22 protein-coding genes are annotated in these 25,065 nt (G+C 73.2%); 10 read left to right on the top strand and 12 right to left on the bottom strand.

The annotated features are described in order from the left end of the window. Nucleotides 1–120 precede the first annotated feature (120 nt). From ABZS42_RS10650 to ABZS42_RS10615, 8 genes are all read right to left on the bottom strand, one after another. Nucleotides 121–693 carry a nucleosidase gene (locus tag ABZS42_RS10650; protein WP_355143848.1) on the bottom strand — a complete coding sequence of 191 codons (573 nt, stop codon included), beginning with the start codon at nucleotides 691–693 and terminating at the stop codon, nucleotides 121–123. Between the two features lie 204 nt (nucleotides 694–897). Further along, entirely contained in the window at nucleotides 898–4,170 is a 3,273-nt protein-coding gene (locus ABZS42_RS10645; protein WP_355143846.1) for a S8 family serine peptidase, read from the bottom strand. A 257-nt stretch (nucleotides 4,171–4,427) separates the two neighbouring features. After that, complete coding sequence (locus tag ABZS42_RS10640; protein ID WP_355143844.1) at nucleotides 4,428–5,318, bottom strand: SMP-30/gluconolactonase/LRE family protein; 891 nt, start codon at nucleotides 5,316–5,318, stop codon at nucleotides 4,428–4,430. A 61-nt stretch (nucleotides 5,319–5,379) separates the two neighbouring features. Continuing rightward, the gene (locus ABZS42_RS10635) at nucleotides 5,380–6,024 is read right to left on the bottom strand and encodes a bifunctional 4-hydroxy-2-oxoglutarate aldolase/2-dehydro-3-deoxy-phosphogluconate aldolase (protein WP_355143842.1); all 645 of its coding nucleotides are present in this window, start codon (nucleotides 6,022–6,024) and stop codon (nucleotides 5,380–5,382) included. Beyond that, entirely contained in the window at nucleotides 6,021–6,887 is an 867-nt protein-coding gene (locus ABZS42_RS10630) for a hypothetical protein (protein ID WP_355143840.1), read from the bottom strand. The genes ABZS42_RS10635 and ABZS42_RS10630 overlap by 4 nt, the downstream gene beginning before the upstream one ends. Nucleotides 6,888–6,937: 50 nt before the next feature. Further along, nucleotides 6,938–8,083, bottom strand: a complete 1,146-nt coding sequence (gene dgoD, locus ABZS42_RS10625; RefSeq protein ID WP_355143838.1) for a galactonate dehydratase — start codon at nucleotides 8,081–8,083, stop codon at nucleotides 6,938–6,940. Between the two features lie 164 nt (nucleotides 8,084–8,247). Beyond that, nucleotides 8,248–8,958 carry an FCD domain-containing protein gene (locus ABZS42_RS10620; RefSeq protein ID WP_355143836.1) on the bottom strand — a complete coding sequence of 237 codons (711 nt, stop codon included), beginning with the start codon at nucleotides 8,956–8,958 and terminating at the stop codon, nucleotides 8,248–8,250. A 38-nt stretch (nucleotides 8,959–8,996) separates the two neighbouring features. Next, nucleotides 8,997–9,755 (bottom strand): SDR family NAD(P)-dependent oxidoreductase, encoded by a 759-nt coding sequence (locus ABZS42_RS10615; protein ID WP_355143834.1) that lies wholly within the window; start codon nucleotides 9,753–9,755, stop codon nucleotides 8,997–8,999. 143 nt (nucleotides 9,756–9,898) lie between these two features. On the opposite strand from ABZS42_RS10615, the gene ABZS42_RS10610 reads away from it, so the two are divergent. The 6 genes from ABZS42_RS10610 (at nucleotide 9,899) to ABZS42_RS10585 (ending at nucleotide 16,968) form a co-directional block, all read left to right on the top strand. Next, a complete protein-coding gene (locus ABZS42_RS10610; RefSeq protein ID WP_355143833.1) occupies nucleotides 9,899–11,194 on the top strand; it encodes an extracellular solute-binding protein in 1,296 nt (431 codons plus the stop codon). 10 nt (nucleotides 11,195–11,204) lie between these two features. Beyond that, complete coding sequence (locus tag ABZS42_RS10605; RefSeq protein ID WP_355143831.1) at nucleotides 11,205–12,140, top strand: sugar ABC transporter permease; 936 nt, start codon at nucleotides 11,205–11,207, stop codon at nucleotides 12,138–12,140. Further along, complete coding sequence (locus tag ABZS42_RS10600) at nucleotides 12,137–12,961, top strand: carbohydrate ABC transporter permease (RefSeq protein WP_355143829.1); 825 nt, start codon at nucleotides 12,137–12,139, stop codon at nucleotides 12,959–12,961. The genes ABZS42_RS10605 and ABZS42_RS10600 overlap by 4 nt, the downstream gene beginning before the upstream one ends. Before the next feature lie 55 nt (nucleotides 12,962–13,016). Continuing rightward, nucleotides 13,017–15,101: an alpha-galactosidase gene (locus tag ABZS42_RS10595; RefSeq protein WP_355143827.1), complete on the top strand. Its 2,085-nt coding sequence runs from the start codon at nucleotides 13,017–13,019 to the stop codon at nucleotides 15,099–15,101. Between the two features lie 159 nt (nucleotides 15,102–15,260). Then, nucleotides 15,261–15,953, top strand: coding sequence for a response regulator transcription factor (locus ABZS42_RS10590; protein WP_355143825.1), 693 nt, complete (start codon nucleotides 15,261–15,263; stop codon nucleotides 15,951–15,953). Further along, nucleotides 15,946–16,968 (top strand): HAMP domain-containing sensor histidine kinase, encoded by a 1,023-nt coding sequence (locus ABZS42_RS10585; RefSeq protein ID WP_355143823.1) that lies wholly within the window; start codon nucleotides 15,946–15,948, stop codon nucleotides 16,966–16,968. Before ABZS42_RS10590 ends, ABZS42_RS10585 begins: the two co-directional genes overlap by 8 nt. Nucleotides 16,969–16,989: 21 nt before the next feature. Here ABZS42_RS10585 and ABZS42_RS10580 read toward each other — a convergent pair whose 3' ends face one another. From ABZS42_RS10580 to ABZS42_RS10570, 3 genes are read right to left on the bottom strand one after another with little or no spacing between them, the layout of a single operon-like run. Continuing rightward, a complete protein-coding gene (locus tag ABZS42_RS10580; protein WP_355143821.1) occupies nucleotides 16,990–17,640 on the bottom strand; it encodes a class I SAM-dependent methyltransferase in 651 nt (216 codons plus the stop codon). Further along, nucleotides 17,637–18,317 (bottom strand): DUF2064 domain-containing protein, encoded by a 681-nt coding sequence (locus ABZS42_RS10575; protein WP_355143819.1) that lies wholly within the window; start codon nucleotides 18,315–18,317, stop codon nucleotides 17,637–17,639. Before ABZS42_RS10575 ends, ABZS42_RS10580 begins: the two co-directional genes overlap by 4 nt. Beyond that, complete coding sequence (locus tag ABZS42_RS10570; protein ID WP_355143817.1) at nucleotides 18,314–19,003, bottom strand: glycosyltransferase family 2 protein; 690 nt, start codon at nucleotides 19,001–19,003, stop codon at nucleotides 18,314–18,316. The genes ABZS42_RS10575 and ABZS42_RS10570 overlap by 4 nt, the downstream gene beginning before the upstream one ends. Nucleotides 19,004–19,148: 145 nt before the next feature. On the opposite strand from ABZS42_RS10570, the gene ABZS42_RS10565 reads away from it, so the two are divergent. Beyond that, nucleotides 19,149–20,537 (top strand): hypothetical protein, encoded by a 1,389-nt coding sequence (locus ABZS42_RS10565; protein WP_355143815.1) that lies wholly within the window; start codon nucleotides 19,149–19,151, stop codon nucleotides 20,535–20,537. Between the two features lie 30 nt (nucleotides 20,538–20,567). Here ABZS42_RS10565 and ABZS42_RS10560 read toward each other — a convergent pair whose 3' ends face one another. Next, nucleotides 20,568–21,632 (bottom strand): NAD-dependent epimerase/dehydratase family protein, encoded by a 1,065-nt coding sequence (locus tag ABZS42_RS10560; protein ID WP_355143813.1) that lies wholly within the window; start codon nucleotides 21,630–21,632, stop codon nucleotides 20,568–20,570. A gap of 184 nt (nucleotides 21,633–21,816) precedes the next feature. On the opposite strand from ABZS42_RS10560, the gene ABZS42_RS10555 reads away from it, so the two are divergent. The 3 genes from ABZS42_RS10555 (at nucleotide 21,817) to ABZS42_RS10545 (ending at nucleotide 25,029) form a co-directional block, all read left to right on the top strand. Further along, nucleotides 21,817–23,169, top strand: coding sequence for a molybdopterin-dependent oxidoreductase (locus ABZS42_RS10555; protein WP_355143811.1), 1,353 nt, complete (start codon nucleotides 21,817–21,819; stop codon nucleotides 23,167–23,169). Continuing rightward, the gene (locus tag ABZS42_RS10550; RefSeq protein ID WP_355143809.1) at nucleotides 23,162–23,704 is read left to right on the top strand and encodes a hypothetical protein; all 543 of its coding nucleotides are present in this window, start codon (nucleotides 23,162–23,164) and stop codon (nucleotides 23,702–23,704) included. Before ABZS42_RS10555 ends, ABZS42_RS10550 begins: the two co-directional genes overlap by 8 nt. 224 nt (nucleotides 23,705–23,928) lie before the next feature. Beyond that, on the top strand, nucleotides 23,929–25,029 hold the full coding sequence (locus ABZS42_RS10545) for an L-dopachrome tautomerase-related protein (protein ID WP_355143807.1): 1,101 nt from the start codon (nucleotides 23,929–23,931) through the stop codon (nucleotides 25,027–25,029). Nucleotides 25,030–25,065 lie beyond the last annotated feature (36 nt).

Raw genomic sequence — 25,065 nt, 5'->3', positions numbered from 1 at the left:
TCGGTAGATTAACGCCACTCCCGCCCCACAGTGGTCGATCATGAGGTCTGCGGGTGCGACACGCCGACGGGTCGGCCGCCAACCTCATGATCGACGTGGAAGAACGCCGGGGGTCGCGGGTTAGGAGAATTCCTTGCGGATCCAGGCGGCGAGGTCCTGGGCGCAGGCGTCCACTGACTCCTGCCAGCTCCGCACCGCGCCGTCGCCCGCCTCGTCGCTGACCCGCTTGACCAGCCGGCACGCCACCCCGGCCCGGGCTGCGGCCGAGGCCACGGCGTACCCCTCCATGTCGACCAGGTCCGCCCGCTGCGCGAGCCGAGCCCGAGTCGCCTCGTCGGAGACGAAGGTGTCGCCGGTGGCGAGCACCGCCGTCTGCGTACCGAGCGTCAGCGGCGCGCCGCAGATGTGCCCGGTCAGGTTGTGCAGCAGCTCGGTGTCGAGGTCGTGCTGGAACACGCTGCCGATCTCGTGCAGACCGTCCCAGCCGGGTCGCAACGCACCGGCGGTGCCAAGGTTGAGCACCAGACTCGGCTTCACATCGGCGGCCAGGACCGCCGCCACGGCGGCCGCCGCGTTGACCTTGCCCATCCCGGTCACCAGCACCGGAAGGTCGCCGTCGAGATGCGCGGCCTCCTCCTCGAGAGCCAGCACCAGCAGCGGCGCGTCGGACCGGATCTTGCCGCGAAGAATCACCCGCGCATCGTACGGACCGGCGGGACCGCGGCGGCCCACGGGCCGAGCCGCAATAATCTTCGTCACCTCCCGCGCCGGCCGGCCGCGGGTTCGCCGGACGGGCGCATGGGCCGGGCCGCGACGCGGCCCGGTGCGGGGGTCGGTGACCGGAGACGGTGGTGGGGCCGTCCCGACCAGGACGGCCCCACCAACGTTCGACAGGTGTTACCGGATCTCGTACGCCCGGATCACGGTCGTGGTCACGACCGCACCGGCCGAGTCGGTGACGCGGGCGCGAAGCGACACGAATCCGGCCCGGCCCGGGTGCTTGACCTTGGCCGTGTGGCCGCCCGGCAGCGACAGCACCTGCGTCTTGGTCCAGTGGGCACCGTCGTCGAACGACGCCTCGACCTCGACCTCGGCGACCTTGCCGGCGCCGGCCTGACGCGTGAAGGTCAGCGGCACCGCCAGCATGCCGTGCTTCTTCGCCGTGTTGTGGTCGTCCAGCCCGGGGGCGAACCCGACCGCGGTCAGCGGCAGGGCCGTACCGGTCTCCGTGTACGCCGAGTCGAACTCCCACACGGTCTCGACCCGGGTGGAGAGCCGCGCCGGCGCCGGCTGGGTGAAGCCGTACGACAGCTGGTACCGAGAGCGTCCCGCCTCGCCGACGTCGATCCCGGCGTACGCCCCGGCCCGCTCCTCGACCAGCATGTCACCGCGGTACAGCGCCAGCTTCCCGGTCGACCCGGCCGCCTCCGAGTAGCCCCGGTGACCGGCGGCGTCGGCGTAGCCGTCGAGCCGGAGGAGGAACTCGTTGCCCCGCCGCTCGACAATCGGGTACTCAGGGAAGGCCGGCGTCATCGGCGTGCTGAACACACCCTGGTTCCACTGCTCGGTGTAGTCCTTCCCCGCCTGGTAGTCCGACCGTTGCGCGGCGAGCTCCGCCACCCGCCGGTAGTCCGCGCCCGCGCCGACGCCCTCCTCGAAGGTCGACTCCCAGCCGAGGTTGCCGGCGTAGTACTCGGTCCGCTGCGCCGGCAATGGAGTGCGCGGCAGGACGAAGCCATCGGGGTAGTCGACCCCGGGAATCACCGGGTAGTTGGCCCGGGTCCCCACCCCGTCGGCCGCCGCGGACGCGTAGCCGACCCGGACCTTGGCCACGTCACGCTCGCTGAGCTCACGGGTGAAGCCGGTGACGAACGAGCCGGTCTGGTACCAGCCGGTCTGGTAGGTGTACGGGCTGGCCGTGAAGTCACCGCCCCGGTCGGGGCGGGCGAACAGCGCCGTCACCGACGTGATCAGACCGTCGACGTTCTCCGATCCGAGGTCGGCGGTGTAGATGGAGCCGGGATCGCCGGCGAGGCTCATGGCGAACAGCTGCGGGCCGCCGGTGTGCTGGACCTCGACCTCACCGAGGACCGGGGCGGCGTCCCGGTCCGGAAGCCGGATGTCGACCCGCCGGGCCTGACGGCCGTCGAGCTCCAGCGTCGTCGTCCGGTCGATGGTCATCCGCCCGTTGGCCAGGACGGTGCCCGTGCCGTCGGCGCTGATGCCCATGCTGAGCACCACGTAGTCGCCCATCGGCACCCGGACGGTGTCCGCGCTGTCGTAGCTGACGACGAACTCGCCGGTGGCGAGGTTGCCGAGCTGGGTGACCACCTCCTGCGGGGCGTCGGTCCGGGCGGTGACCTTCAGGTGGACGTCGGCGGACGGCTGTTCCCGGAAGACACTGAACGGCGTCTGGACACTCACCCCGTCGGCGGTGGCGACGAGCCGGCCGCCGAAGGTGCCGTAGGAGTCGCCGCCGGCGCGGGTGTCGGCGGTGAGCTGGACCGTGGCCTGCCCGTGGGCGGGCACCGTCACGGAGCTGCCGGCCAACGTGATCACGCCAGCCGGTACGTCACCGGTCACGGCGAGCCGCAGGGTGATCGGCGCGTCGGCGTCGTTGCGGTACGTCACGGGGCGGGTGACCACGTCCTGCGCGTCGTGCGGATAGGACCGGAAGCCGAAGTTGACCGCCGGCGGGTCGGTGGCGACCGGCTGGGTGAGTGCCTTGGCCACGTCGAGCTGGCCGGCGCCCTGGCCGAACAGGTCGATCGTCGCGCTGGGCCGCGCCGCACCCATCAGCGCCGACTTGAGCTGCCCGGCACGCCAGTCGGGGTGCGCCTGGGCGAGCAGCGCCGCCGCGCCGGCGACGTGCGGGCTCGCCATCGACGTGCCGCTGAACGAGACGTACTGCTCACCGGGCGGGGCGACGTCGGCGGTGGAGGAGCGGGCCGCGGTGATCGCCGTACCGGGGGCGGTGATCTCCGGCTTGACCGCGTAGTCCCCCAGCCGCGGGCCCTGGCCGGAGTCCCAGCTGCGCACACCGGTCTTGTCGACGTTGCCCACCGCGAGGGCGGCGTCGGCCGAGGCCGGCGAGCCGACCGTCTGCGGTGCCCAGCCGCTGTTGCCCGCGGCGGCGACGAAGAGGGTGCCGTACTTGGCGGTCAGCTCGTTGACGGCTTCCTCGATCGGGTCGACGCCGGGCTGATCGTCGGCGCCGAGGCTGAGGTTGACCACCCGGGCGCCGGATTCGGCCGCCCAGCGCAGCCCCTCGAGGATCGCCGAGTCGGGGCAGGCCGCGCCCAGGCCGTAGTAGCTGAAGCAGACCTTGCCGATGAGCAGGTCCGCACCGGGCGCCATGCCCCGGTAGCGGCCACCGGAAGCCGCCCCGCTGCCGGCCAGGGTGGAGGCGACGTGGGTGCCGTGTCCGGCGAGGTCGTCGTCGGTGGTCTCGTAGTCGGTGACGAAGTTCCGTTCGGCGGCGACCCGTCCGGCGAAGTCGGGGTGGGTGTCGTCGATCCCGCTGTCGAGCACCGCCACCTTGACACCCGAGCCGTCGTAGCCGGCGGCCCAGACGGCCGGGGCGCCACTGGCGGGCACGCTGACGTCGAGGGCCGGCTTGCGGATCCCGTCCAGCCACAGCTTTCCCGCGCGCAGCGAGTCTCGCAGCGTCGGCCAGTTGCGCGCCAGGTCGGTGACCGGGATCTCGGCGGCGAAGCCGTCGACCGAGGCGAGGCGCCGCTGCGCGGTCAGACCGCGCATACCGGTCAGGTCGGAGGCGATCAGCGGCAGCCCGTCACGCTGGTCGAAGCCGTCGGCGAGGAGTTGCGTCACGTTGAACAGCCGCTCGTCGAGCCGGTCCTCGCGCAGCAGCCCGAGGGCATCGGAGGGCACGACGTACTCGTCGTCGCCGTGCCGGTAGCGGAGGAACTGGACGCCGTGGCGCGGGACGATCGCGATCCGGCCGGCCGAGGATTCGATCCGGTCGCCGGTGATCAGGGTCAGGGTGCGGGCCGGTTGCCCGGCCGGTTCGGCCGGGGCCGTTCCGGCGGTCGAGGTGGTGGCCGGCATGGGGGGTGTGGTGGCGGCATCGGCCGGGCCGGCCGCGATCAGCAGCCCGGCGACGGTGACGAGGGCAAGCGCGCCGTAAGGGGATGAACGGCGACGTCGCATGCGTGCTCCTTTGCATGGCGACAGGGCGTGTCACCGGTTGGGTCACAGGAGTCGGTGACACGTCGTGTCCGAATAGGATCGGGGTGGGGTTTTCGCACTGCCAATGCGAGAACCCGCCCGGACGGTAATGCTTGTGGATCATTTGACGGCTGTCGACCCCGTCAAGATCACGTAATGGCAACCGTTCGCCCGCTCGGCCTACACGAAGGAGCGCCCGGCGAACTCGCCGGGCGCCCGTCACACCTGCCGGGTACGCGCTAGACGTCGGCGGCCCACCCGGCCGCGACCGGCGCGGCGGGTCGACCGGCGACCGGCACGTCGACGGCGAGCAAAGCGCCGTCGAACGGACCGGGGTCGCGCAAGCCGTGCGATGCGGTGGTCACGAAGAGGCGGCGCAGGCCGGGGCCACCGAGGCAGACACTGGTCGGCTGTACCGCCGGCAACCGAATCTCCCGGTCCAGCGTGCCGTCGGGCCGGTAGCGGCGGACCGCCGAGCCACCCCAGAGCGCCACCCAGAGGTGGTCTTCCGCGTCGACGGTCATGCCGTCCGGCGCGCCCTCGGCGGGGTCGAGCCGCAGGAACGGCGTCCGGTCACCGAGGGCACCGCCGCCGGCGTCCACAGTGAACCGGTCCACGTGCCCGCGCGGGGTGTCGGCCAGGTACATCGTGGTACCGGCACCGTCGAAGGCCGGCCCGTTGGCGATGGTCAACCCGGTCACGACCGGCGCCGGCGCGGCTCCCGGATCGATCCGGTAGAGCGAGCCGCCGCCGGGTGTCCCGGCGTACGTCATGCTGCCGGCCCAGAACCGGCCGTGCGGATCGGCCACGGCGTCGTTCATGCGGGCCGGCTCGGGGTTCCCGCCCTCCAGGTCCGCGACAGCGCGCCGCCCACCGTCGGCGGTGAGCCGCGCGACGCCGGTGCCGGCGACGGCGAGCCACTCCCCCGGATGCTCGTCGACCGGGGCGACCGCACCGAGCGGGACGTCCAGCCGGCGCAGCTCGACCAGCGGCGCGGGCCCGTCGCCGTCGGTGGTGAGCAGCCGCCCGGCGAGCAGGTCCACCAGCACGAGGCGGTCGTCCACCCAACGGGCGCCCTCGCCCAGCTCCAGCCGGTCGGCGCTCCACACGGTGGGCTCGGTCAACTCCATCTCTCCTCCTCGATCGGCGCTACTTCCGTCACCACAGCGGGGGTCCGGTTCCGGGCCTCGATCAGCGCGGGGACGATCCGGCGGACACGTCGGCCACCGCCGCGCGGAAGGCGGCCGCCCGGGCGCGCAGCGCGTCGAGATCTCCGCCGCGCACCGCGTCACCGAGCAGCGGGGAACCGACTCCGACGGCCACCGCGCCCCGGGCAAGGTACTGGCGGGCGCGCTCGGCGTCCACCCCGCCGACCGGTACGAACGGGACGTCGGGCAACGGATCGCGCAGCGCCCCGAGATAGCCGGGCCCGCCGATCGAGGCCGGGAAGAGCTTGACCGCGGCGGCGCCGGCCGCCAACGCGCCGAGCACCTCGGTCGGGGTCAGCGCGCCGGCGAGCACCGGCAGCCCGAGCCGGGGCCCCTCGTCGAGGCTCTCGGCCAACGCCGGGGTGACGAGGAAGGTCGCGCCCGCGTCGGCGGCGGCGCGGGCGTCGCCGACGCTGAGCACGGTACCGGCGCCGAGACCGAACTCGGGGCCGAGCGCGGCCCGGGCACGGCGCAGCGTGCCGAGGGCGTCCGCGCTGGTCAGCGACACCTCGATCAGCGCCACGCCGCTGTCGGCGAGGGTCAGGACGGCGGCGAGCGCCGCGTCCGGGTCCGGGCCACGCACGATGGCGAGGAGCCGGTGCGTACGCAGGGCGTCGGTCAGGTTCACCGGTGGCCTTTCTGTCGATCGGCGGAGACGGTCAGCCGCCAGGCGACCTCCCCGGCCGGTGGGACGACCGCAGCGTCCACGGGCCCGGCCTCGGCCAGGTCGAACGCGGCGCCGAGCATCGGCTCCACGCCGAGACTGCGGTAGGGGTTCGTCTCGGGCCAGCCCCGCAGGTTGCGCCAGAAACCGACGCCGACGGGTTGGCCGTCGCACTCCAGCTCGAAGGTGAGCACGTCGGGTGCGTCCACGACCCGGACCCGGCGGCAGTCCACCAGCACGGCGCCGACTGCGGTGCCGTCGTCCGGGCCGAGGGCGTCCAGGGCCAAACCGGCCGGCGCTGGCCAGTCGCCCGTGAGCCAGGGCCGTCCGGCCGGCCAACTGCCCGGCGGCAGCCGCGCGGCGGCCTCCGGGTGCAGCCGGGTCGGGGTGCCGGAAGGGGCCTCCAGCCGGGCCGCCGGCGACAGGTCGAGCAGGGCGTGCGCGGCCCAGAGGAAACGGTAGCCGGGATCGGCGGCGAGCCGGTAGTCGGCGACGATCGCACCGGACCGCTCGGCGATCCGGCGGGTCAGGGTGAACTGCGGGCAGTCGACGACCGCGGCACCGGGACCGGCCTCCCGCCAGGGGCGGGACCAGACGTCACCATGATCCGGGTTGCCCCGCACGGTGGGCAGGCACTCCTCCAGCCCGCCGGCGTCCACGAAGGCCGCCCCCGGCGAAACCGTTTCCCGGCCCGGCTCGGGCCCCTGCCAGAGCCATTCCCGCCCACCGCCGCGCAGGCTGGTCCAGCGTCCGCCGAGCGCGAGGTTGACATCGGCGCGCAGCGCCACCGGCCACTGTGGCTCGGGACCGGTGACCGCGGCAGACATCGCGTGCGGACCCGGACCGGCCGGTTCGTCCGGTCGCGCCCAGGTCGACGTCACCATTCGGCGAACGACCCGTCGGGGTGGCGCCAGACCGGGTTACGCCAGGCGTGCGGGCTCTTCGCGGCCCGCCGCACAGCCGACTCGTCGATGGTGATGCCGAGGCCAGGCCCGTCGAACCGCAGGATGTGCCCGTCGGTGAACCGGAACGGCTCCGGGTCGAGCAGGTAGTCCAGCAGCTCCGAGCCGGCGTTGTAGTGGATGCCGATGCTCTGCTCCTGAATGAGGAAGTTCGGCGTCGCGAAAGCCACCTGGAGGCTGGCCGCGAGCGCGATCGGGCCGAGCGGGCAGTGCGGGGCCAGCAGGGCGCCGTACGTCTCGGCGAGCGCGGCGATGCGCCGCACCTCCGAGATGCCCCCGGCGTGGGACAGGTCGGGCTGCACCACCGAAACCCCGGCCTGCAACGGCGCGAGGAACTCCGACCGTGAGTAGAGGCGCTCGCCGGTGGCGACCGGCACCGGGGAACTGGTGACCACGTCCCGCAGGTGGTGGGCCTGGTCCGGGAGCAGTGGCTCCTCGACGAAGAACGGGCGCAGCGGCGCCAGCTCGGGCAGGATGCGGCGCACCGCGGCGAGCCCGGCCCGGCCGTGGAAGTCCAGCGCGATGTCGCGCTCGTCGCCGAGCACCGCCCTGGCCGCGGCGACCCGCTCGACGATGTCGTCGATCTCGGCCGGAGTGGGGATCGGCGAGAGCTGGCCGCAGGCGTTCATCTTCAGGCCGGTGAGCCCGGCGGCGACCTGCGCGGCGGCGGCGTCGGCGATCTCGCCGGGCTCGTCCCCGCCGATCCAGGAGTAGATGCGAACCCGGTCGCGGACCGGCCCGCCGAGCAGAGCGTGCACCGGAACGCCGTACGCCTGCCCGGCGATGTCCCACAGCGCCTGGTCCAGCCCGGCGACAGCACTGGACAGGACCGGGCCACCACGGTAGAAGCCGCCCTTGGTCAGCACCTGCCAGTGCTGCTCCACGCGGAGCGGATCCTCCCCGACGAGGTACTCGGCGAGCACCTCGACCGCGGCGCGGACCACCTCGGCCCTCCCCTCCACCACCGGCTCACCCCAGCCGACCACACCGGTGTCGGTCTCCACCCGGCAGAACAGCCACCGCGGCGGGACCAGGAAGGTCTCGATACGTTCGATCTTCACCGAGCCGACCCTTCGCTCGCGACTGCCGGGCTCGCAAGCTCACTCCTCGCGCTCACCGAGCCAGCCTTTCGTTCGCGACTGCGGGGCTCGCAAGCTCACTCCTCGCGCTCACCGAGCCAGCCTTTCGTTCGCGACTGCGGGGCTCGCAAGCTCACTCCTCGCGCTCACCGGTCACCCTCTTCTGAGCGCAGCTTCTCCACGTCCCGGACGGCCTTGGCGAGCAGCTCGCGCATCGCCGTCTCCGCGGCGCGCTCGTCGCCGGCGCGGATCGCGTCGACCACTGCGCGGTGGCTGGGGACGGGATCGTCGTCGCTGTCACGGCCGTGCACCAGCCGGTCGCGCTCGGCGAGCCCGGTCTTCATCACCACTTCCATCCGGACCAGCAACTCGTTGTGGGTGGCGGCGAGCAGGGCCCGGTGGAACGCGAGGTCGGCGGCCACGGCCGCCGAGGGGCGGCCCTTCGCCTCGGCCATCGCCGCCAGGGCCGCGTCGAGCGCCGCCACGTCCTCCACGCTGGCCCGAGACGCCGCCAGCCGGGCCGCCGCCGGCTCGATGATCGCCCGGACCTCCTGCAACTGGTCGATGAGCAGCGGGTCCGCCCCGTCGGCGAACTGCCAGCGGATCACGTCACCGTCGAGCAGGTTCCAGTCGGCGCGGGGCCGGACGAAGGTGCCGCGCTTCTGCCGGGCGTCCACGATGCCCTTCGCGGTGAGAACCTTGAGCGCCTCGCGGAGGGCGGTGAGGCTGACGTCCAGCTCCTCCTGGAGCGCGCCGAGGTTCAGGGTGGCGCCTTCGGCGATCTCCCCGGTGAGGATCCGCCGGGCGATCACCTCGACGGTCTGTCCGTGGACGCCACGGCCTGCGTACTGTGCCAATGCTCTTCGCGCCTTCTTCGCTCGTCGGTCTCGACCTGTCAGGCCGAGGCTTTCACCGCGGTCCATCCACCGTCCACCACCAGGCTCGTGCCGGTGATGAAGGCGGCGTCCGGCGAGGCGAGGAAGGCCACCACGGCGGCGACCTCGTCCGGCGTGCCGAACCGCTTGGCGACCGTCTCCGCGACGCTGCGTCGGCGGTCCTCCTCTCCGATACCGTCCCAGGCACCGGTCAGGATCGGGCCGGGCAACACGCTGTTGACCCGTACGCGTGGTCCGTACTCCACGGCCAGTTGACGGCCGAGCGCGACCAGGGCGCCCTTGGCGGCCGCGTAGGCGGGCCGGCCGGGCAACCCGATCAGGGCGTGCACGGAGGAGATCAGCACGACCGCGCCGGCGCGGTCGAGCAGGTCGTCCAGGCAGGCCCGGACGCCGAGGAAGGCGGCGGTGAGGTTGACGCCGAGCTGGCTGTCCCAGGATGCCCGGCTGGTCCGGTGAGCGGGCGCGATCTCGACTGCCGACGCGTTGCTGACCAGGATGTCGACCGGGCCGAGCTCGGCGCGCACCCGGCCGATCGCGGCGGCCCAGGACGCCTCATCGGAGACGTCGGCCACGACGGACAGCGCCTGCGCTCCGGCGGCGGTCAGCTCCTCGGCCACCGGGGCGGGATCACGGACATCGAGCAGGGCGACCCGGGCTCCCTCCGCGGCGAGGCGACGGGCGGTGGCCGCACCGATCCCGCCGTAGGCGCCGGTGACCACCGCTGTCCTGCCGTCCAACCGGCGTACGACCGGATCCATCGACCACCCCAGGCACCGTTTAACCATTAATTACGAATACATCTTGACAGTGAGAGTACCCCGGATGCAACCTTCTGGTCACACCGTTAACAAGACCGACACCGAGCGCGCGTCGCAGCGTGTCGATGAGGAAGGGACCACCTGTGACGGACTTCGATCCCGGTCGCCGCCGATTCCTCGGCCACCTCGGGCTCGCGGGCCTGGGCGCGCTCGGCGCCGGCTCGTTGCTGAGCGCCTGCGCCAGCTCCGCCAGCGGGCCCGTGAAGAGCGGCGGCTCCGGCGCGGTGACCATCCAGTCCAACCTCTCCTCGCCGCAGGCCAAGACGGCGATCGAGAAGCTCGTCGAGAACTTCAACAAGCTGGGCAAGGGCACCGCGTCGGTCAACACGATCGCCTCGGAGACGTTCCGCACCCAGCTGCCGACCTACCTGACGTCGGCCAACCCGCCGGACCTCTACACGTGGTACGCGGGCTCGGTGGCCAACGACTACGCCAGCAAGGGCCTGCTGCTCGACGTCTCCGACGTGTGGCAGGGGCTCGGCGAATACCCGCAGTCGGTGAAGACGCTCTCCACCGACGCCAGCGGCAAGCAGGTCTTCGTGCCGATGACCAACTACTGGTGGGGCTTCTTCTACCGCAAGAGCAACTTCGCCAAGTGGGGCGTGCAGGAGCCGAAGACCTGGGCCGACTTCCTCGCCCTCTGCGAGACCCTCAAGGGCAAGGGCGTTCCGCCGATCGGCATCGGTCTCGGCGACACCCCCTGGGTCGCCTCGGCCTGGTTCGACTACCTCAACATCCGGATCAACGGCGCCCCGTTCCACCGTGAGCTGCTCGCCGGCAAGCAGCGCTTCGACGACCCGAAGGTCAAGGCCGTCCTCACCCGCTGGCGCGAGGTCCTGCCGTACTTCGACCCGAAGGGCAAGGCGTACCCGTTCCAGGAGGCGACCACCGCGCTGCTCGCCGGCAAGACCGGCATGTTCCTGATCGGCACCTTCTTCGCCGACGCCGCGCCGAAGGACGCCCTGGGCGACCTGGACTTCTTCCGCTTCCCGATCATCGACCCGGCGGTGCCGGTCGCCGAAGAGGCGCCGACCGACGGCTTCTTCGCCAGCGCCAAGAGCGCCAACCCGGCCGGCACCAAGGAGCTGCTGAAGTACTTCGCCTCCGTCGAGGCACAGGAGGAGTACGTCAAGTCCAGCTCCGGCATCGTGCTGCCGGTCCACCCGAAGGCCAAGGCGGCCGACTCGCCGCTGGTGGCCAAGGGCAAGGCGATGCTGGAGAGCGCCGCCGAGCTGACCCAGTTCTTCAACCGCGACTCCAGCGACGCGCTCCAGCCGACCGCGGACACGGCGCTGACCAAGTTCATGGACAAGCCCGACCAGATCGACGCGATCCTCCGCGAGTGGCAGGCATCCGCCGAGAAGGTCTTCAAGGGCTGACGTGGCAAACGTGTCCACAATCGCCGATAGGCCGGGGGCGGCGACGTCCACGGTGACCGGCAACCCCCGGCGGCGGCGACGGTCGGCTCGACTGTCGCCGCTACTGGTGGCGTTCGTGCTGGTCCCCTTCGCGGTCGAGAGCATCTGGGTTTTCTGGCCGGCGTTGCAGGGCTTCTGGTTCTCGCTGACCCGCTGGGACGGTCAGACCCCGCCGGAGTTCATCGGCGTCGACAACTACGTCGAGCTCGTCGGGGACGCCACGTTCCGCGGCGCCCTGCTCAACACGGTCATCTGGTTGGTCCTCTTCGGCGGGCTCTCCGTCGTGGGCGGCTTCGGGATGGCGCTGCTGCTGCAGCGGGAACGGCGGGGGGTCGGCTTCTACCGGGCGGCGCTCTTCACCCCGGTGGTCTTCTCCCTCGTGGTAACCGCGCTGGTCTGGCGGGTGTTCTACCAGCCGGACGGGCTGGCCGACCAGATCCTGCGCACCGTCGGGCTGGAAGATCTCATCCGGCCGTGGCTCGCCGATCCGGAGACGGCGCTCTACGCGGTGATCCTGCCGGCCCTGTGGCGGCAGATCGGCTACGTGATGGTGCTCTTCCTCGCCGGTCTCAAGGCGATCGACCCGGCGCTGCACGAAGCCGCGCGGGTGGACGGGGCGAACGGCTGGCAGCGGCTGTGGTACGTCACGGTGCCGCAGCTCAAGGGCGTCAACGCGGTCGTGCTGTCGGTCATCGTGATCGACTCGCTGCGCTCGTTCGACATCGTCTGGTCGCTGACCAAGGGCGGGCCGTACCACTCGTCCGAGCTGCTCAGCACGTACATGTACTCGGCCGCCTTCCAGAGCCTGCGGCTCGGGTACGCCTCGGCCATCGCCGTGGTGATCTTCGTGCTCGCACTCGCCGTCATCCTCGGCTATCTCGTCCGTGCGTTCCGGGAGGAAGCGTGATCCGCAAGCTCCGCACCGGGACCTTCCACACCGGGATGGTCCTGCTCTCGCTGCTCTGGCTCGGGCCGGTCATCTGGGTGGTGGTGATGTCCACCCGCACCTTCGACGACATCGCCGCCAACGGGGTGGGCAGCCTGCCGCACTCGTTCAGCCTCGACACCTACCGGCAGGCGTGGGTCGACGGCGGGGAGTTGCAGGCGCTGGTCAACAGCCTGCTGGTGACCGTGCCCTCGGTGCTGCTGAGCCTCGCGCTGGCCGCCGTCGCGGCGTTCGCGCTGAGCCGCTACCGGATCCCCTGCCGGCGGACCATCCTGCTGCTGATGCTCGCCGGCAACCTGCTGCCGCCGCAGATCCTGCTCATCCCGGTACAGAAGTTCAGTGAGCTGACCGGCCTGTACGACACGCTCTGGGCGTTGATCGCGGTGCAGGTCGGCTTCGGGCTCGGCTTCTACACGTTCGTGCTGCACGGCTTCATGCGTGACCTGCCCGGCGAGATCCAGGAGGCGGCGACGATCGACGGCGCCGGTCCGGCGCAGATCTTCGCCCGGGTGATGCTGCCGCTGACCCGGCCGGCCCTGGCCGCGCTCGGCGCGCTCTCCTTCACCTGGATCTTCAACGACCTGCTCTGGGCGATCACCGTGCTGCGTACCGACGACCGGATGCCGGTCACCCCGGCGCTGCTCGCGCTCCAGGGCCAGTTCGTCTCCTCGTGGAGCGTCATCGCCGCCGGCACGGTGATCGCGGCGGTGCCGACGGTCGCGGTCTTCCTGCGCTTCCAGCGACACTTCATCGGCGGCCTCGCGATCGGCGCGGTCAAGTGAGCGCGAGGAGTGAGCCGCTCCTGCGAGCCCCGCAGTCGCGAACGAAGGAGAACCAGTGAGCGCGAGGAGTGAGCGGTGGACGCTGCGCGGCGCGCACACCGAGTACGTGGTGACGGTGCCGGCGCACGGGCGTTGGCTGGAACTCGTCGCGTGGGGGCCGCACGGGGTCGGCGACGGCCCCTCCCCCGTCGCGTACGACGGGCCGGTGCCGTTCCTCACCGCCGGGGACGCCGCCCCGATCGAGTACGCCACCGACGCGGACCGCCCGTTCACGGGCGCCGATCTGGTGGTGGAGACAATGACCGGGCACCGGCGGGTGGCGTTCGGTTTCACCGAGGCGGCGCACGATCCGGCCGCCGGCACGCTGGCGGTCACCTTCGCCGACCCGGTCACCGGGCTGCGGGCGGTGCTGCGCTACGCCGTACCGGCCGGCGCCGACGTGGTCCGCCGCCGCGTGGAGCTGACCAACGCCGGCGGCGAACCGCTGCGCCTGGCCCGCGTCGGCACGGGCGGGTTCTGCGTACCCACCCCGCACGGCGCGCTGCTCAGCCACCAGTGGGGGCAGTGGGCGCAGGAGTTCCAGCTCGAGCACGTCGAGCTGAAGCACGGCGCCTTCAGCATCGGCAGCAGCCAGGGCGTACCCGGGCATCTGCACGTGCCGTGGCTGGCCGTACGGGACCGGGCCGAGCCGGACGGACCGGCCTGGGGGGTGGCGGTGGCCTGGACCGGTTCGTGGGAGATCACCGCGGAGCGGGACACCGGCGGGCTCACCCGGATCCGGGCCGGCCGCCGGCTGCCGGACGGCCCGCTGGAACTGCCGGCGGGGGGCACGTTGACCCTGCCGGAGGTCGCCGGGGCGTACAGCACCGACGGGCTCGACGGGCTGGCCCAGGTCTGGCACCGCTACCAGCGCATACTCGCCGGGGATCGGCTCGTCCCCCGGCCGGTGCTCTACAACTCGTGGGAGGCGACCTACTTCGCGGTCGACGCGAAGAGCCAGCTCGAACTGGCCCGGATCGCCGCCGAGCTCGGGGTCGAGACGTTCGTGGTCGACGACGGTTGGTTCGTCGGCCGCAACGACGACACCGCCGGGTTGGGCGACTGGACGCCCGACCCGGCCGGCTTCCCGGACGGCTTCGAGGCGTTCATCGCCGAGGTCCGCGGGCTGGGACTGCGCTTCGGACTCTGGGTGGAGCCCGAGTGTGTGAATCCGCGTTCCCGGCTGTACGCCGAACACCCCGACTGGGTCTACCAGATCGACGGGCGGCCGCTCACCCCGATCCGCAACCAGTACCTGCTGGACCTGGGACGGCCGGAGGTCGCCGACTTCGTCCACTCCACGCTGGACGGCCTGCTGCGCCGGTACGACATCGCGTACCTGAAGTGGGACTTCAACCGGCCGCGGACCGAACCGGGCCGCGCCGGCGCGGACGGACCGCTGGACCTCGACGGCGCGCACGTGACCGCCCTGCACCGGATCTACGACCAGCTCCGCCGGGACCACCCGGACGTGCTGATCGAGTCCTGCGCCGGCGGTGGCGCCCGCACCGACCTCGCCATGGCCGGTCGGGCCGACATCTTCTGGCCCAGCGACAACACCGCCCCCATGGACCGGCTGGCGATCCAGCACGGTTTCCTGCACGCCAACGCGCCGCACCTGCTGAGCTCGTGGGTGACCGACGCGCCCGGGATCTTCGATCCGCGGCCCCGGTCGCTGGCGTTCCGGTTCGTCCTCGCCATGGCCGGGGTGCTCGGCATCGGCGCGGACATCCGGCACTGGACGCCACAGCAGCGCGCCGAGGCGGCCGGGTGGATCTCCCGGTACAAGGAGATCCGGGAGGTCGTCACGCACGGCGAGGTGCACCTGATCGGCGGGCCGGACCAGGCCCGCTGCGCGGTGCAGTACACCTCCCCCGACGGGCGGCGCGTGGTCGTGCTGGCCTGGCACACCGGCCGGTCGGACGGCCCGGGACTGCTGCCGTCCCGCCCGGTGCGGCTGCCGCTGCGCGGCCTCGCCCCGGACGCGCGGTACCGGCAGGGCGATCAGAGCTACTCGGGCAGCCACCTCAGCGCGGTCGGCCTTCCCGTCCAGTGGACGCCGACCCACGACGCCGACCTCGTCGTCCTCGACCGGGACTGACCCCGGTCCCGCCCCGCCCGGCCGCCTCGGATGGCCGGGCGGGCGGATCGGCGGCGTCCTCACCGGCCGGTCAGCCACGTCGCCCGGTAAGGAACCCGCAACATCTGGCCCCCGACTGCCCCCGGAGACCCTGGCTAGGGTTGGCGCGGGGAGGTGCACGTGAGGCATCGGGTGCTGGTGGTGGACGACGACCGGACGGTCAGCGACGTGGTCTGCCGCTACCTGGAACACGCCGGCTACGAGGTCGAGCACGTCGGGGACGGCCTGGCGGCCCTCGACACGGTGCGGGAACGCCGCCCGCACCTGGTGGTGCTCGATCTGATGCTGCCCGGGCTGGACGGGTTGCAGGTGTGCCGGCGGCTGCGGCAGGGGTCGGAAGGCGTACCGATCATCATGCTCACCGCGCGCGGCGACGAGGCCGACCGGGTGCTCGGCCTGCAACTGGGCGCCGACGACTACCTGGGCAAACCGTTCTCTCCCCGGGAGCTGGTGCTGCGAGTCGGCTCGGTGCTGCGCCGAGCCGGGGAACCCGCGCCGAGGGAGGCGGAGGTCCTCGTCGACGCCGGCCTCGAGGTGGCGACCGGTCCCCGGGTGGCCCGGCTGCACGACCGGGAGCTGACCCTCACCCTGCGTGAGTTCGACCTGCTGGCTCACCTGCTGCGACACCCGGCGCGGGCGTTCCGTCGCGCCGAACTGCTGGAGCGGGTCTGGGGCTGGACGTTCGGCGACGAGTCCACGGTGACCGTGCACGTACGCCGGCTGCGGGAGAAGATCGAGGACGACCCGGCCGCGCCACGACGCATCGTCACGGTGTGGGGTGTCGGTTACCGATACCAACCCGCCGATGCGTGACCTCACTCTGATCTTCGCCATGGCGCTGGTGGCGGCGCTCGGCGTCGGGCTGGCCGGCGCGCTCGCGCTGCGGTTGCTGCGACACCGGTCGATCACCGTGCACGTCTGCGTGCTGCTCGCGGTGACCGTGGCCGCCGTGGTGGCCGGTGTGACGGTGGTCGCCCGGGCGATGTTCCTGTCCCGCCACGACCTTCAGGTCGTGCTGCTCACCGTGGCCGCCGCCGCGGCGGTGAGCCTCGCCATCGGCTGGTACTTCGGCCGGCGGCTCGCCACCGCCGCGGTCTGGGCCGACCAGGCGCGCGAGCGGGAACGCCGGATCGAGAAGGGTCGTCGTGACCTGGTCGCCTGGGTGTCCCACGACCTTCGTACGCCGCTCGCCGGCCTGCGCGCGATGGCCGAGGCGCTCGAGGACCGCGTGGTGGACGACCCGGCGACGGTCGCCGAGTACCACCGGCGCATCCGTGTGCAGACCGACCGGATGACCCGGTTGGTGGACGACCTGTTCGAACTCTCCCGGATCAACGCGGGCGCGCTGCGGCTCTCTCTGGCCTCGGTGCCCCTCGGCGAGGTGGTCTCCGACGCCCTCGCCGGTGCCGCGCCGCTCGCCGCCGCCCGAGGAATCAAACTCGTCGCCGCCGAGTCGGGCTGGCCCACCGTGCTCGCCAGCGAGCCCGAGCTGGCCCGGGTGGTGGGCAACCTGCTGCTCAACGCGGTGCGCTACACCCCTGACGACGGCACCGTGCACGTCGACGGGGGCCGGGACGACGACGAGGCATGGCTCGCGGTGGCGGACACCTGCGGCGGCATCCCGGAGGAGGATCTGCCGCGCCTGTTCGATGTGGCGTTCCGGGGTGAGCCGGCGCGTACCCCCCGCCCGGGTGGCAACGGGGAGGGCTCCGGCGGGCTGGGCCTGGCCATCGTGCGGGGGCTGGTCGAGGCGCACGGCGGTCGGGTCACCGTTCGGAACACGGCCGACGGGTGCCGGTTCGTGGTCCGACTCCCCGCCGTGATCTGACCGGGTCGCTCGGCGGGACCGTCACCCGTCCGCGACGGTCAGCTCGCCGAACCACCGCCTGCCGTGCCGGAACACGTCGCGCACCCTGAGCCGGGCGCGGGTCGCCACCTGGTGCACCGCCCGGATGTCCAGCCGGGCCCAGCGGAACGCCGGTCCCAGCGCGGTCGGCCCCGCCCGGCGTGGCGAGGCCACCCGGACCTGGCCCTGCCACAGCCCGGGCCCGGGCGCTTCCAGCTCGACCAGCGCCGTGCCGGCCGCGTCGAGCAGGGAACGGCAGCGGGCCAGCAGCGCGACCGGGTCGCCGCCGATGCCGATGTTGCCGTCGAGCAGGACGGCGTGCGCCCAGCGGCCCTCGGCGGGCAGCGGCTCGAACAGGTCGCCGTGCAGCGCCACGGCGCCGCTCGCCCGGGCGGCGGCCACCGCGTACGCGGAGATGTCCACTCCTACGGCGGTGACCCCGGCCCGGGCCAGCGCCACCGTGAGCCGACCGGGACCGCACCCGAGGTCGAGCGTAGGGCCGGCGCAGCGGGCCACCACCTCGGCGGTGGCCGGCTCGGCCGGACCGTGCCAGCGGCGCACCGGCAGCCGGTTCCGTACGCCGTCGCCGTGCACAAGCCAGTGGCCGTCGTGCGCACGGTCGCGCAGCGCCATGGCGAAGCCGTCGACGCTCATCGGTGGCCTCCGGACACCAGGGCCCGGCGGACCATGCCGATCTGCCGGGCGAACCTGCCGGACGGGGCCTCGGCGGCGACCGCCAGCGCGTCGGGCCACTCGTCGACGTCGCGCAGCAGTGGCAGCGGCGCGACGCGCAGGCCCCGCTCCGCCAGCGCCGACCAGGTGAGCCAGCCGGTGCTCCGGGTCGACATCGGCACCGTACGCAGCAGCGCCGCCTCACGCGGCTCGCGCAGCCCCAACGCCCACCAGCCGCCGTCGACCGCCGCGCCGAGCACCGCGTCGGCGCTCGCCAGCCGCAGTACCGCCGCGGTGACCCCGGCCGGGGTCAGCTGCGGGGTGTCCATGCCGACCTGGAGCACCGGGCGGTTCGGAAAGGCCTCGGCCACCTCGGTGTACGCGTTGGCGAGCCGGTCACCGAGCCCGCTGCCCCGCTGCGGCAGCACGGTCCAGCCGCGCAGGGAGGTGACGAGTCCGGCGGCGTCCTCCGCGTCGGTCAGCCGACCGGCGCAGGCAAGAACCGGGGTGACCCCGGGGGTGGCCCGTACGGCGTCCAGGGTGTCTCGTAAGGCGGCGGCGGCGATCCGGGCCGCCTGCAAGGGGCTGACCGGTGGGCAGAGCCGGGTCTTGACGGCACCGGGCACCGGTGCCTTCGCCACCACCAGGAGCACGGTCACCGGGAACCGTTCACGGTACGCAGCACCCCGGCGAAGTCGCGGGTCGCCCGGAGCGTGCCGCGCACCGAGCCGGAGACCTTCGAGCGGGTGCCGGCGGCGCGGGGCGCGTACCGCACGTCGAGTTCGTGGATCCGCCAGCCGGCGGCGGCCGCCCGGATCAGCAGTTCGAGGGGGTAGCCGAAGGCCCGGTCGGTGACGCCGAGCGCGAGCAGCGACTCACGGCGGGCGACCCGGATCGGGCTGAGGTCGCGCAGCGGGATACCCCGGCGGCGCAGCAGCGCCGCGACCAGGGCATTGCCGACCCGGGCGTGCCACGGCCAGGCGCCCACACCCACCGGTCTGCGGCGACCGACGGCCAGGTCCGCCGCGCCCGCCGCCACCGGGGCGACCAGCGACGGCAGTTCACCGGGGTCGAACGAGCCGTCGGCGTCGAGCACGCAGACCAGTTCGGTGCGGGCGGCTTCCAGTCCGGTGTGCACGGCGGCGCCGTAGCCTCTTCGCGGCTCGCGCACCACCCGGGCGCCGTACCGGGCCGCGACCTGCGGCGAGCCGTCCCGGGAGCCGTTGTCGACCACGATGGCCCGGTAGCCGGGCGGCAGGGCGGTGAGCACCTGCGGCAGCGCGGCCGCCTCATCCAGACAGGGCAGCACGACGTCGATCGGAACGGGGTCAATCTGGGTGGACATGAGGCCGACGCTAGGTCGCGACCAGCGCGTCCGGGGGCGGAACGTCCTTACCGAACGCTTACCGCGCGGCCGATTCTTACCGGACGGTGACGGCGCGCCCGTTCGGCCCCCGCAAGGCGTCGCACCGCCGTACGGTTCCAGGGTCATGGCCTCCGCAACCACGCTCACCACCACGTCCCGACGGACCCCGAAACCTCGGCACCGCGCCGACCTGGCGGTGCTCGCGGTGGAGATCGCGCTGCTCACGGCCGCGGTCGGCCTGGGGTTCATGCTCAACGCACGCGGGGTGGGCCTGCACGCCGACGCCGCCCCGCTCTACGCCACGTGGCACCCGCACGTGGGCTGGGGCACGCCGGCCGCGCTGCTGGTCGCGGTCACGGTGCTCTGGTGGGGTGTGCGCTGGGCGCGGACCGCCCGTTGGGGCGCCCTGCTCACCGCCGGCTGGCTGGCGTCGGTGGCCTGGACGCTGTCGTTGGCGTTGGTGGACGGCTGGTCGGCGGGGCTGACGAAGCGGCTGACGGTGCAGGCGGAGTACCTGACCGAGGTGCCGGGGGTCACCGACGTCCCGGCGATGCTTGCCGGTTTCACCGACCGCATCCTCGACTTCCGGCCCGACTCGTGGTCCACCCACACCTCCGGACATCCGCCGGGCGCGCTGCTGTTCTTCGTCGGGTTGGACCGGGTGGGGCTGGGTGGCGGCACCGTCGCAGGCCTGGCCTGCGTGCTGGTCGGGGCGACGGTCGCCGTGTCGGTGCCGGTCACCCTGCGGGCGCTCGGCGCCCCCGACGCGGCCCGCGCGGTGCTGCCGTTCCTGGTGCTGCTACCGGGCGCGGTCTGGATGGGCGCGTCGGCCGACGCGGTGTTCGCCGGGGTGGTCGCCGCCGGTCTCGCTCTGTTGGCGGTACGCGGCCCGGCCGCCGCCGCGCTCGGCGGGGTGCTGCTCGGCTACGCGCTCTACATGTCGTACGGCTTCGTGCTGGTCGGGATGCTCGCGCTGGCCGTGCTGGTGCTGCGCCCGACGGCACGGCTGCGGGCACTGCTCGCCGGCGGAGCCGGGGTCGTCGCCGTCGCGGTGGTGTTCAGCCTCGCCGGTTTCCACTGGTGGGAGGGGTACCGGCTGGTCGTCGAGCGCTACTACCAGGGCTGGGCCGCCGAACGCCCGTACGCCTACTGGGTGTGGGCGAACCTGGCGGCGCTGCTGCTCTGCGCCGGCCCGGCGGTCGGGCCGGCGCTGTACCGGGCGCTGGTGGCGGCCACGGGACGGGCGCGTGCGGGCTGGCGGCGGGCGGCACTGGCCACGGCGGTGCGGGACGCCGGTCCGGCCGTCGTGCTGCCACTGGCCGCCGCCGTGGCGGTGCTCGGCGCCGACATGTCGGGGCTGAGCAAGGCCGAGGTGGAGCGGATCTGGCTGCCGTTCGGGGTCTGGCTGCTGGCGGCCGCCGCGCTGCTGCCCGCCGGCACGCGCCGCTGGTGGCTGGCGGTGCATGCGGTCACCGCGCTCGCCGTCAACCACCTGCTCTGGACCGTCTCCTGAGCGGCGAGGGCGCGCGAACTCCGGGGCCGGTCAGGCGGGGACCGCCGCCGGTTCACGCAGCGGGTCGGTGGCGAAACTTGCGACGCCCTCGGCGAAGCTGACCCGGGCTGTGTAGCCGAGCAGCTCGGCGGCGCGGCCCGGGTCGGCGACGACGTGCCGTACGTCGGCCGCCCGGGCACCGCCGACGACCAGCGGGTCCGGCCCGCCCATCGCGCCGGCCAGGGTCTGCGCGAGCTCGCCGACGGTGTGCGGCTCGCCGGAGCAGACGTTCACCGGCACCAGCTCCGCGATGGGCGGTGGCGCGGCCAGCGCCAACAGGTTCGCCCGGGCGACGTCGGTGACGTGCACGAAGTCGCGTCGCTGCCGGCCGTCCTCGAGTACCCGGGGCGGCCGGCCCGCCGCGAGCGCGGAACGGAAGATCGAGGCGACGCCGGCGTACGGGGTGTCGCGGGGCATCCGTGGGCCGTAGACGTTGTGGTACCGCAGGGCCCACACTCCCCCGCCGGTCTGCCGGGCCCACGCCGCGGCGAAGTGCTCCTGGGCGAGCTTGCTGGCCGCGTACGTGCTGCGCGGCTCCAGCGGCGCGTCCTCGGGCACCAGTGCCGGTGTCAGCGGGTCACCGCAGCGGGCGCAGGTGTGGTCGTACCGACCGGCGGCCAGGTCCGCGGCCCGGCGCGGGGCCGGTCGCACCACCCCGTGGGCGGCACACCGGTAGCGCCCTTCCCCGTAGACCACCATCGAGCTGGCCAGCACCAGCCGGGACACACCGGCCCGATACATCGCGGCCAGCAGCACCGCGGTGCCCAGGTCGTTGTGGCCGGCGTACTCCGGCGCGTCGTCCGGGTCGAGGCCGTGCCCCACCATCGCCGCCTGGTGGCAGACCGCGTCCACGCCGGTCAGCAGCCGATCCAGCAGCCGACCGTCGCGCACGTCCCCGCGCACCAGCTCGTGCCGCTGCGCCCACGGCGGCGGCTGCGTGCCGTGCGCCTGGGGCAGCAGCGCGTCCAGCGCCACCACCTCGTGCCCCTCGTCGGCGAGCAGGTCGGCGACCTGCGATCCGATGAACCCGGCCGCGCCGGTGACCAGTACCCGCATGTCCGGTGACGGTAGGTCAACCGACCGGCGTGATGAGCAGGTACGGCGGGTCTGTAAGGAGTTCGCAACAGGTCGCACCCGGCCGGCTGGTCGGTAAGCCTCTGGTAATGCGGCAAAACCGGTCACCTGGCCCGGCGGTCGGACACGATTGCCAGGAGATCGACCACTCGACCGAGGAGGGGCAGTGCCCGCGAGCGACCCGGCAACCGGGGAACACGCCGATCCGACCGGGGGCTACGGCGCACCGCGGCGGTTCTGGCGGACCCTCGACCGACATCGGCCGCCCGGCGCCGACGCGATCACGACGAGCTGGCGCAGCCCGTTGCGAGGCCCATGGCTCACCTCGGTGTACGGCTTGGCGCTGCTCGTCACGTTGCCGCTGGTCATCGTCACCGGGCTGCTGGACTACGCCGCGTACAGCCCGCAGTTCGGGCAGGCGTTCCCGTTCGACGTGGGCTGGCTGCGGCTGCCGCACTTCGACTGGCCGACCCGGCCGGCGTGGCTGTTCCGCCTCACCCAGGGGCTGCACGTGGGGCTCGGGATCGTGATCGTGCCGGTGGTGCTGGCAAAGCTCTGGTCGGTTATCCCGAAGCTCTTCGCCTGGCCGCCGGCCCGCTCGGTGGCGCAGGTGCTCGAACGACTCTCTCTGCTGCTGCTCGTCGGCGGGATCCTCTTCCAGATCGCGACCGGCCTGCTGAACTCGCAGTACGCGTACGTCTTCGGTTTCGACTTCTACACGGCGCACTACTTCGGGGCCTGGGTCTTCACCGCCGCGCTCGTGGCGCACGTGGTGCTGAAGCTGCCCCGGATGGTGACGGCCCTGCGGTCCCGCCCGGCCGGCACCGAGCTGCGTACGCCCCGCGCCGACACCCGGCCGGAGCCGCCCGACCCGGACAGGCTGGTGCCTGCCCGGCCGGGTCCGCCGACGGTGAGCCGGCGCGGCGCGATCGGCCTGGTCGGCGGCGGATCGCTGCTGCTGGCCGCGCTGACCGTCGGGCAGAGCCTCGACGGACCGCTGCGTCGCGCGGCCTGGCTCCTGCCGCGCGGTCAGGACCCCGGCGGCGGACCGAACGGATTCCAGATCAACCGCAGCGCCGCGGCGGCGGGCATCCGGCCCGCAGACACTGGCTCCGGTTGGCGGCTGACGCTGCGCGGCGGCGGACGCACCATGACCCTCGACCGTGCCGGGCTGCTCGCCATGGCGCAGCACACCGCGCGCCTGCCGATCGCCTGCGTCGAAGGCTGGTCGACCACGCAGACCTGGACCGGCGTACGGCTGCGTGACCTCGCCGCCCTCGCCGGGGTGCCCGACCCGGCAGCGGCGCACGTCGAGTCGCTGGAGCGCAACGGGCTGTTCCGGCAGGCCACGCTCCAGGCGAACCAGGTGCTCGACCCGGACTCGCTGCTGGCGCTAAGGGTCAACGGGGCCGACCTCGCCCCCGATCATGGTTTCCCGGCCAGGATCATCGTTCCGGCGCTGCCCGGCGTGCACTGCACGAAGTGGGTGGCCAACATCGACTTCCGCGCCAATGGGTGAGCTGCTCGCCCGGCTCCGGGCCGCCTACGGCGCCGGGCCGCGGCACCTGCTCGTCCTGTTGCTCTGCTTCGTGGTCACCGGCTGGGTGGCCCTGCGGGTGGCCGAGGAGGCCACGGCGGGGCGGATGCTGCTCTGGTTCATCGGTGCCGTGATCCTCCACGATCTGGTTCTCTTCCCCGTGTACGCGCTGGTCGACCGGGTGCTGCGGGCGGCGGTCGGCGTACCCGCCCGGCCGGCCGCGCCGGACCCCCGGCCGGGCCGCGCGCGGCGGTTTCCGGTGCGGCTCGCGCTGCTCAACCACGTGCGGGTGCCGGCGCTCGGCAGCGCGCTGCTCTTCCTGGTCTACCTGCCGAGCGTGCTCGGCTGGGGCGCGGACACCTACCGGGCCGCGACCGCTCAGGAGCGGGTCCCGTTCCTGGGCCGATGGCTGGCGGTCACCGGGATCCTGTTCCTGATCAGCGCCGTGGTCGGGGCGATCAGGTGGGTCCGGTGGCGAACGGTTCGCCGCAGCCGTGCCACGCCCGAGCGGCCGTGACCATACCTGCGGCCGGCTCGTGACCGTCTGCGCCGCACAAGTTCAAGATCCGACGCCCACGAGACCGGAGCGTCGCTAGCTCCGGTTTCGTGCGCGCGTCTGTGGGAAGCACGAGGGGAGGTCCTGCGCGGGACCGGCCCGCGTCGCCACCATCTAGGGGGTACGTCCATGGGGAGCCTGGCCAGGCTCGCTGTCCGGCACGGTGACTTCTGCGGTGACCCGGCGTGAACGGGCCGGTGGGCGACGAGCCGGTCGGTGAGCTGGAGCTGGTGCACACCTTCACCGGGCCGATGCCGACGGGGGTGACCGTCTCGCACACCGGGCGGATCTTCGTCAACTACCCGCAGTGGGGTGACGACCCGCCGGCCACCGTGGCCGAGCTGCGCGACGGCCGGGAGGTGCCGTTCCCGGACGAGCGGTGGAACTCCCCCAACGGGGACGACGACGCGCAGGCGTTCGTGTCGGTGCAGTCCGTGGTGGTCGATCCGGCCGATCGGCTCTGGGTGGTGGACACCGGCAGCCCGATGTTCCGGCCGACGAAACCGGGCGGCCCGAAGCTGGTCCGCGTCGACCTGGACAGCGGGCAGGTCGCCCAGGTGATCACATTCCCGCCCGACGTGGTGCTGCCCAGCACCTACCTCAACGACGTCCGCTTCGACCTGCGACGTGGGCCGGCCGGGCTGGCCTTCCTCACCGACTCCGCGAGCAACGGCCCGAACGGCATCGTGGTCGTCGACCTCGCCACCGGCCGCTCGTGGCGGCGGCTGCACGACCACCCGTCGACGAACGCCGAGTCGCTGCACGGCTACCGTCCGATGGTCGAGGGGCGGCCGCTGCTGCAACGGCCGCCGGACGGACCCCCGACACCGCTGTCGATGGGCTCCGACGGGATCGCCGTGAACGCCGACGGGTCGCGACTCTACTACTGCCCGCTGGCCTCACGGCACTGGTACAGCGTCTCCACCGACGCCCTCGCCGACGCGTCGCTGCCCGACGATGAGGTGGCCGACACGGTCGTCGACGAGGGCGACAAGGGCACCGGTTCGGACGGGCTGGAGAGCGACGACGCGGGGCGGATCTACTTCACCTCGTACGAGCACAACGCGGTGTTCCGGCGGCTGCCCGACGGGCAGTTCGAGACGCTGCTGCACGATCCGCGCCTGCTCTGGCCGGACACCATGTCGGTCGCCACCGACGGGCACCTCTACGTAACCGCCAACCAGTTGCACCGGCAGGCCGCCTATCAGGGCGGACAGGACCGGCGACGCAAGCCGTACGCGCTGTTCCGGACCCCGATCGACGCCGGCCCGGTGCTGCTGCGCTGACCCACCGACGACCGTGGGCGGGCCGTGTGACACGGC

The organism is Micromonospora sp. NPDC005367, assembly GCF_040606825.1.
Classification (GTDB): Bacteria; Actinomycetota; Actinomycetes; order Mycobacteriales; family Micromonosporaceae; genus Micromonospora.
Note: the sequence above shows the minus strand (reverse complement) of the source record. Positions and strands in the feature narration are given on the sequence as shown.

Coding starts and splice junctions, on each gene's coding strand:
- ABZS42_RS10645 (WP_355143846.1), bottom strand. CDS start 4,170: ATGCGACGTCGCCGTTCATCCCCTTACGGCGCGCTTGCCCTCGTCACC.
- ABZS42_RS10640 (WP_355143844.1), bottom strand. CDS start 5,318: ATGGAGTTGACCGAGCCCACCGTGTGGAGCGCCGACCGGCTGGAGCTG.
- ABZS42_RS10630 (WP_355143840.1), bottom strand. CDS start 6,887: ATGTCTGCCGCGGTCACCGGTCCCGAGCCACAGTGGCCGGTGGCGCTG.
- ABZS42_RS10615 (WP_355143834.1), bottom strand. CDS start 9,755: ATGGATCCGGTCGTACGCCGGTTGGACGGCAGGACAGCGGTGGTCACC.
- ABZS42_RS10585 (WP_355143823.1), top strand. CDS start 15,946: ATGCGTGACCTCACTCTGATCTTCGCCATGGCGCTGGTGGCGGCGCTC.
- ABZS42_RS10580 (WP_355143821.1), bottom strand. CDS start 17,640: ATGAGCGTCGACGGCTTCGCCATGGCGCTGCGCGACCGTGCGCACGAC.
- ABZS42_RS10570 (WP_355143817.1), bottom strand. CDS start 19,003: ATGTCCACCCAGATTGACCCCGTTCCGATCGACGTCGTGCTGCCCTGT.
- ABZS42_RS10565 (WP_355143815.1), top strand. CDS start 19,149: ATGGCCTCCGCAACCACGCTCACCACCACGTCCCGACGGACCCCGAAA.
- ABZS42_RS10560 (WP_355143813.1), bottom strand. CDS start 21,632: ATGCGGGTACTGGTCACCGGCGCGGCCGGGTTCATCGGATCGCAGGTC.
- ABZS42_RS10550 (WP_355143809.1), top strand. CDS start 23,162: ATGGGTGAGCTGCTCGCCCGGCTCCGGGCCGCCTACGGCGCCGGGCCG.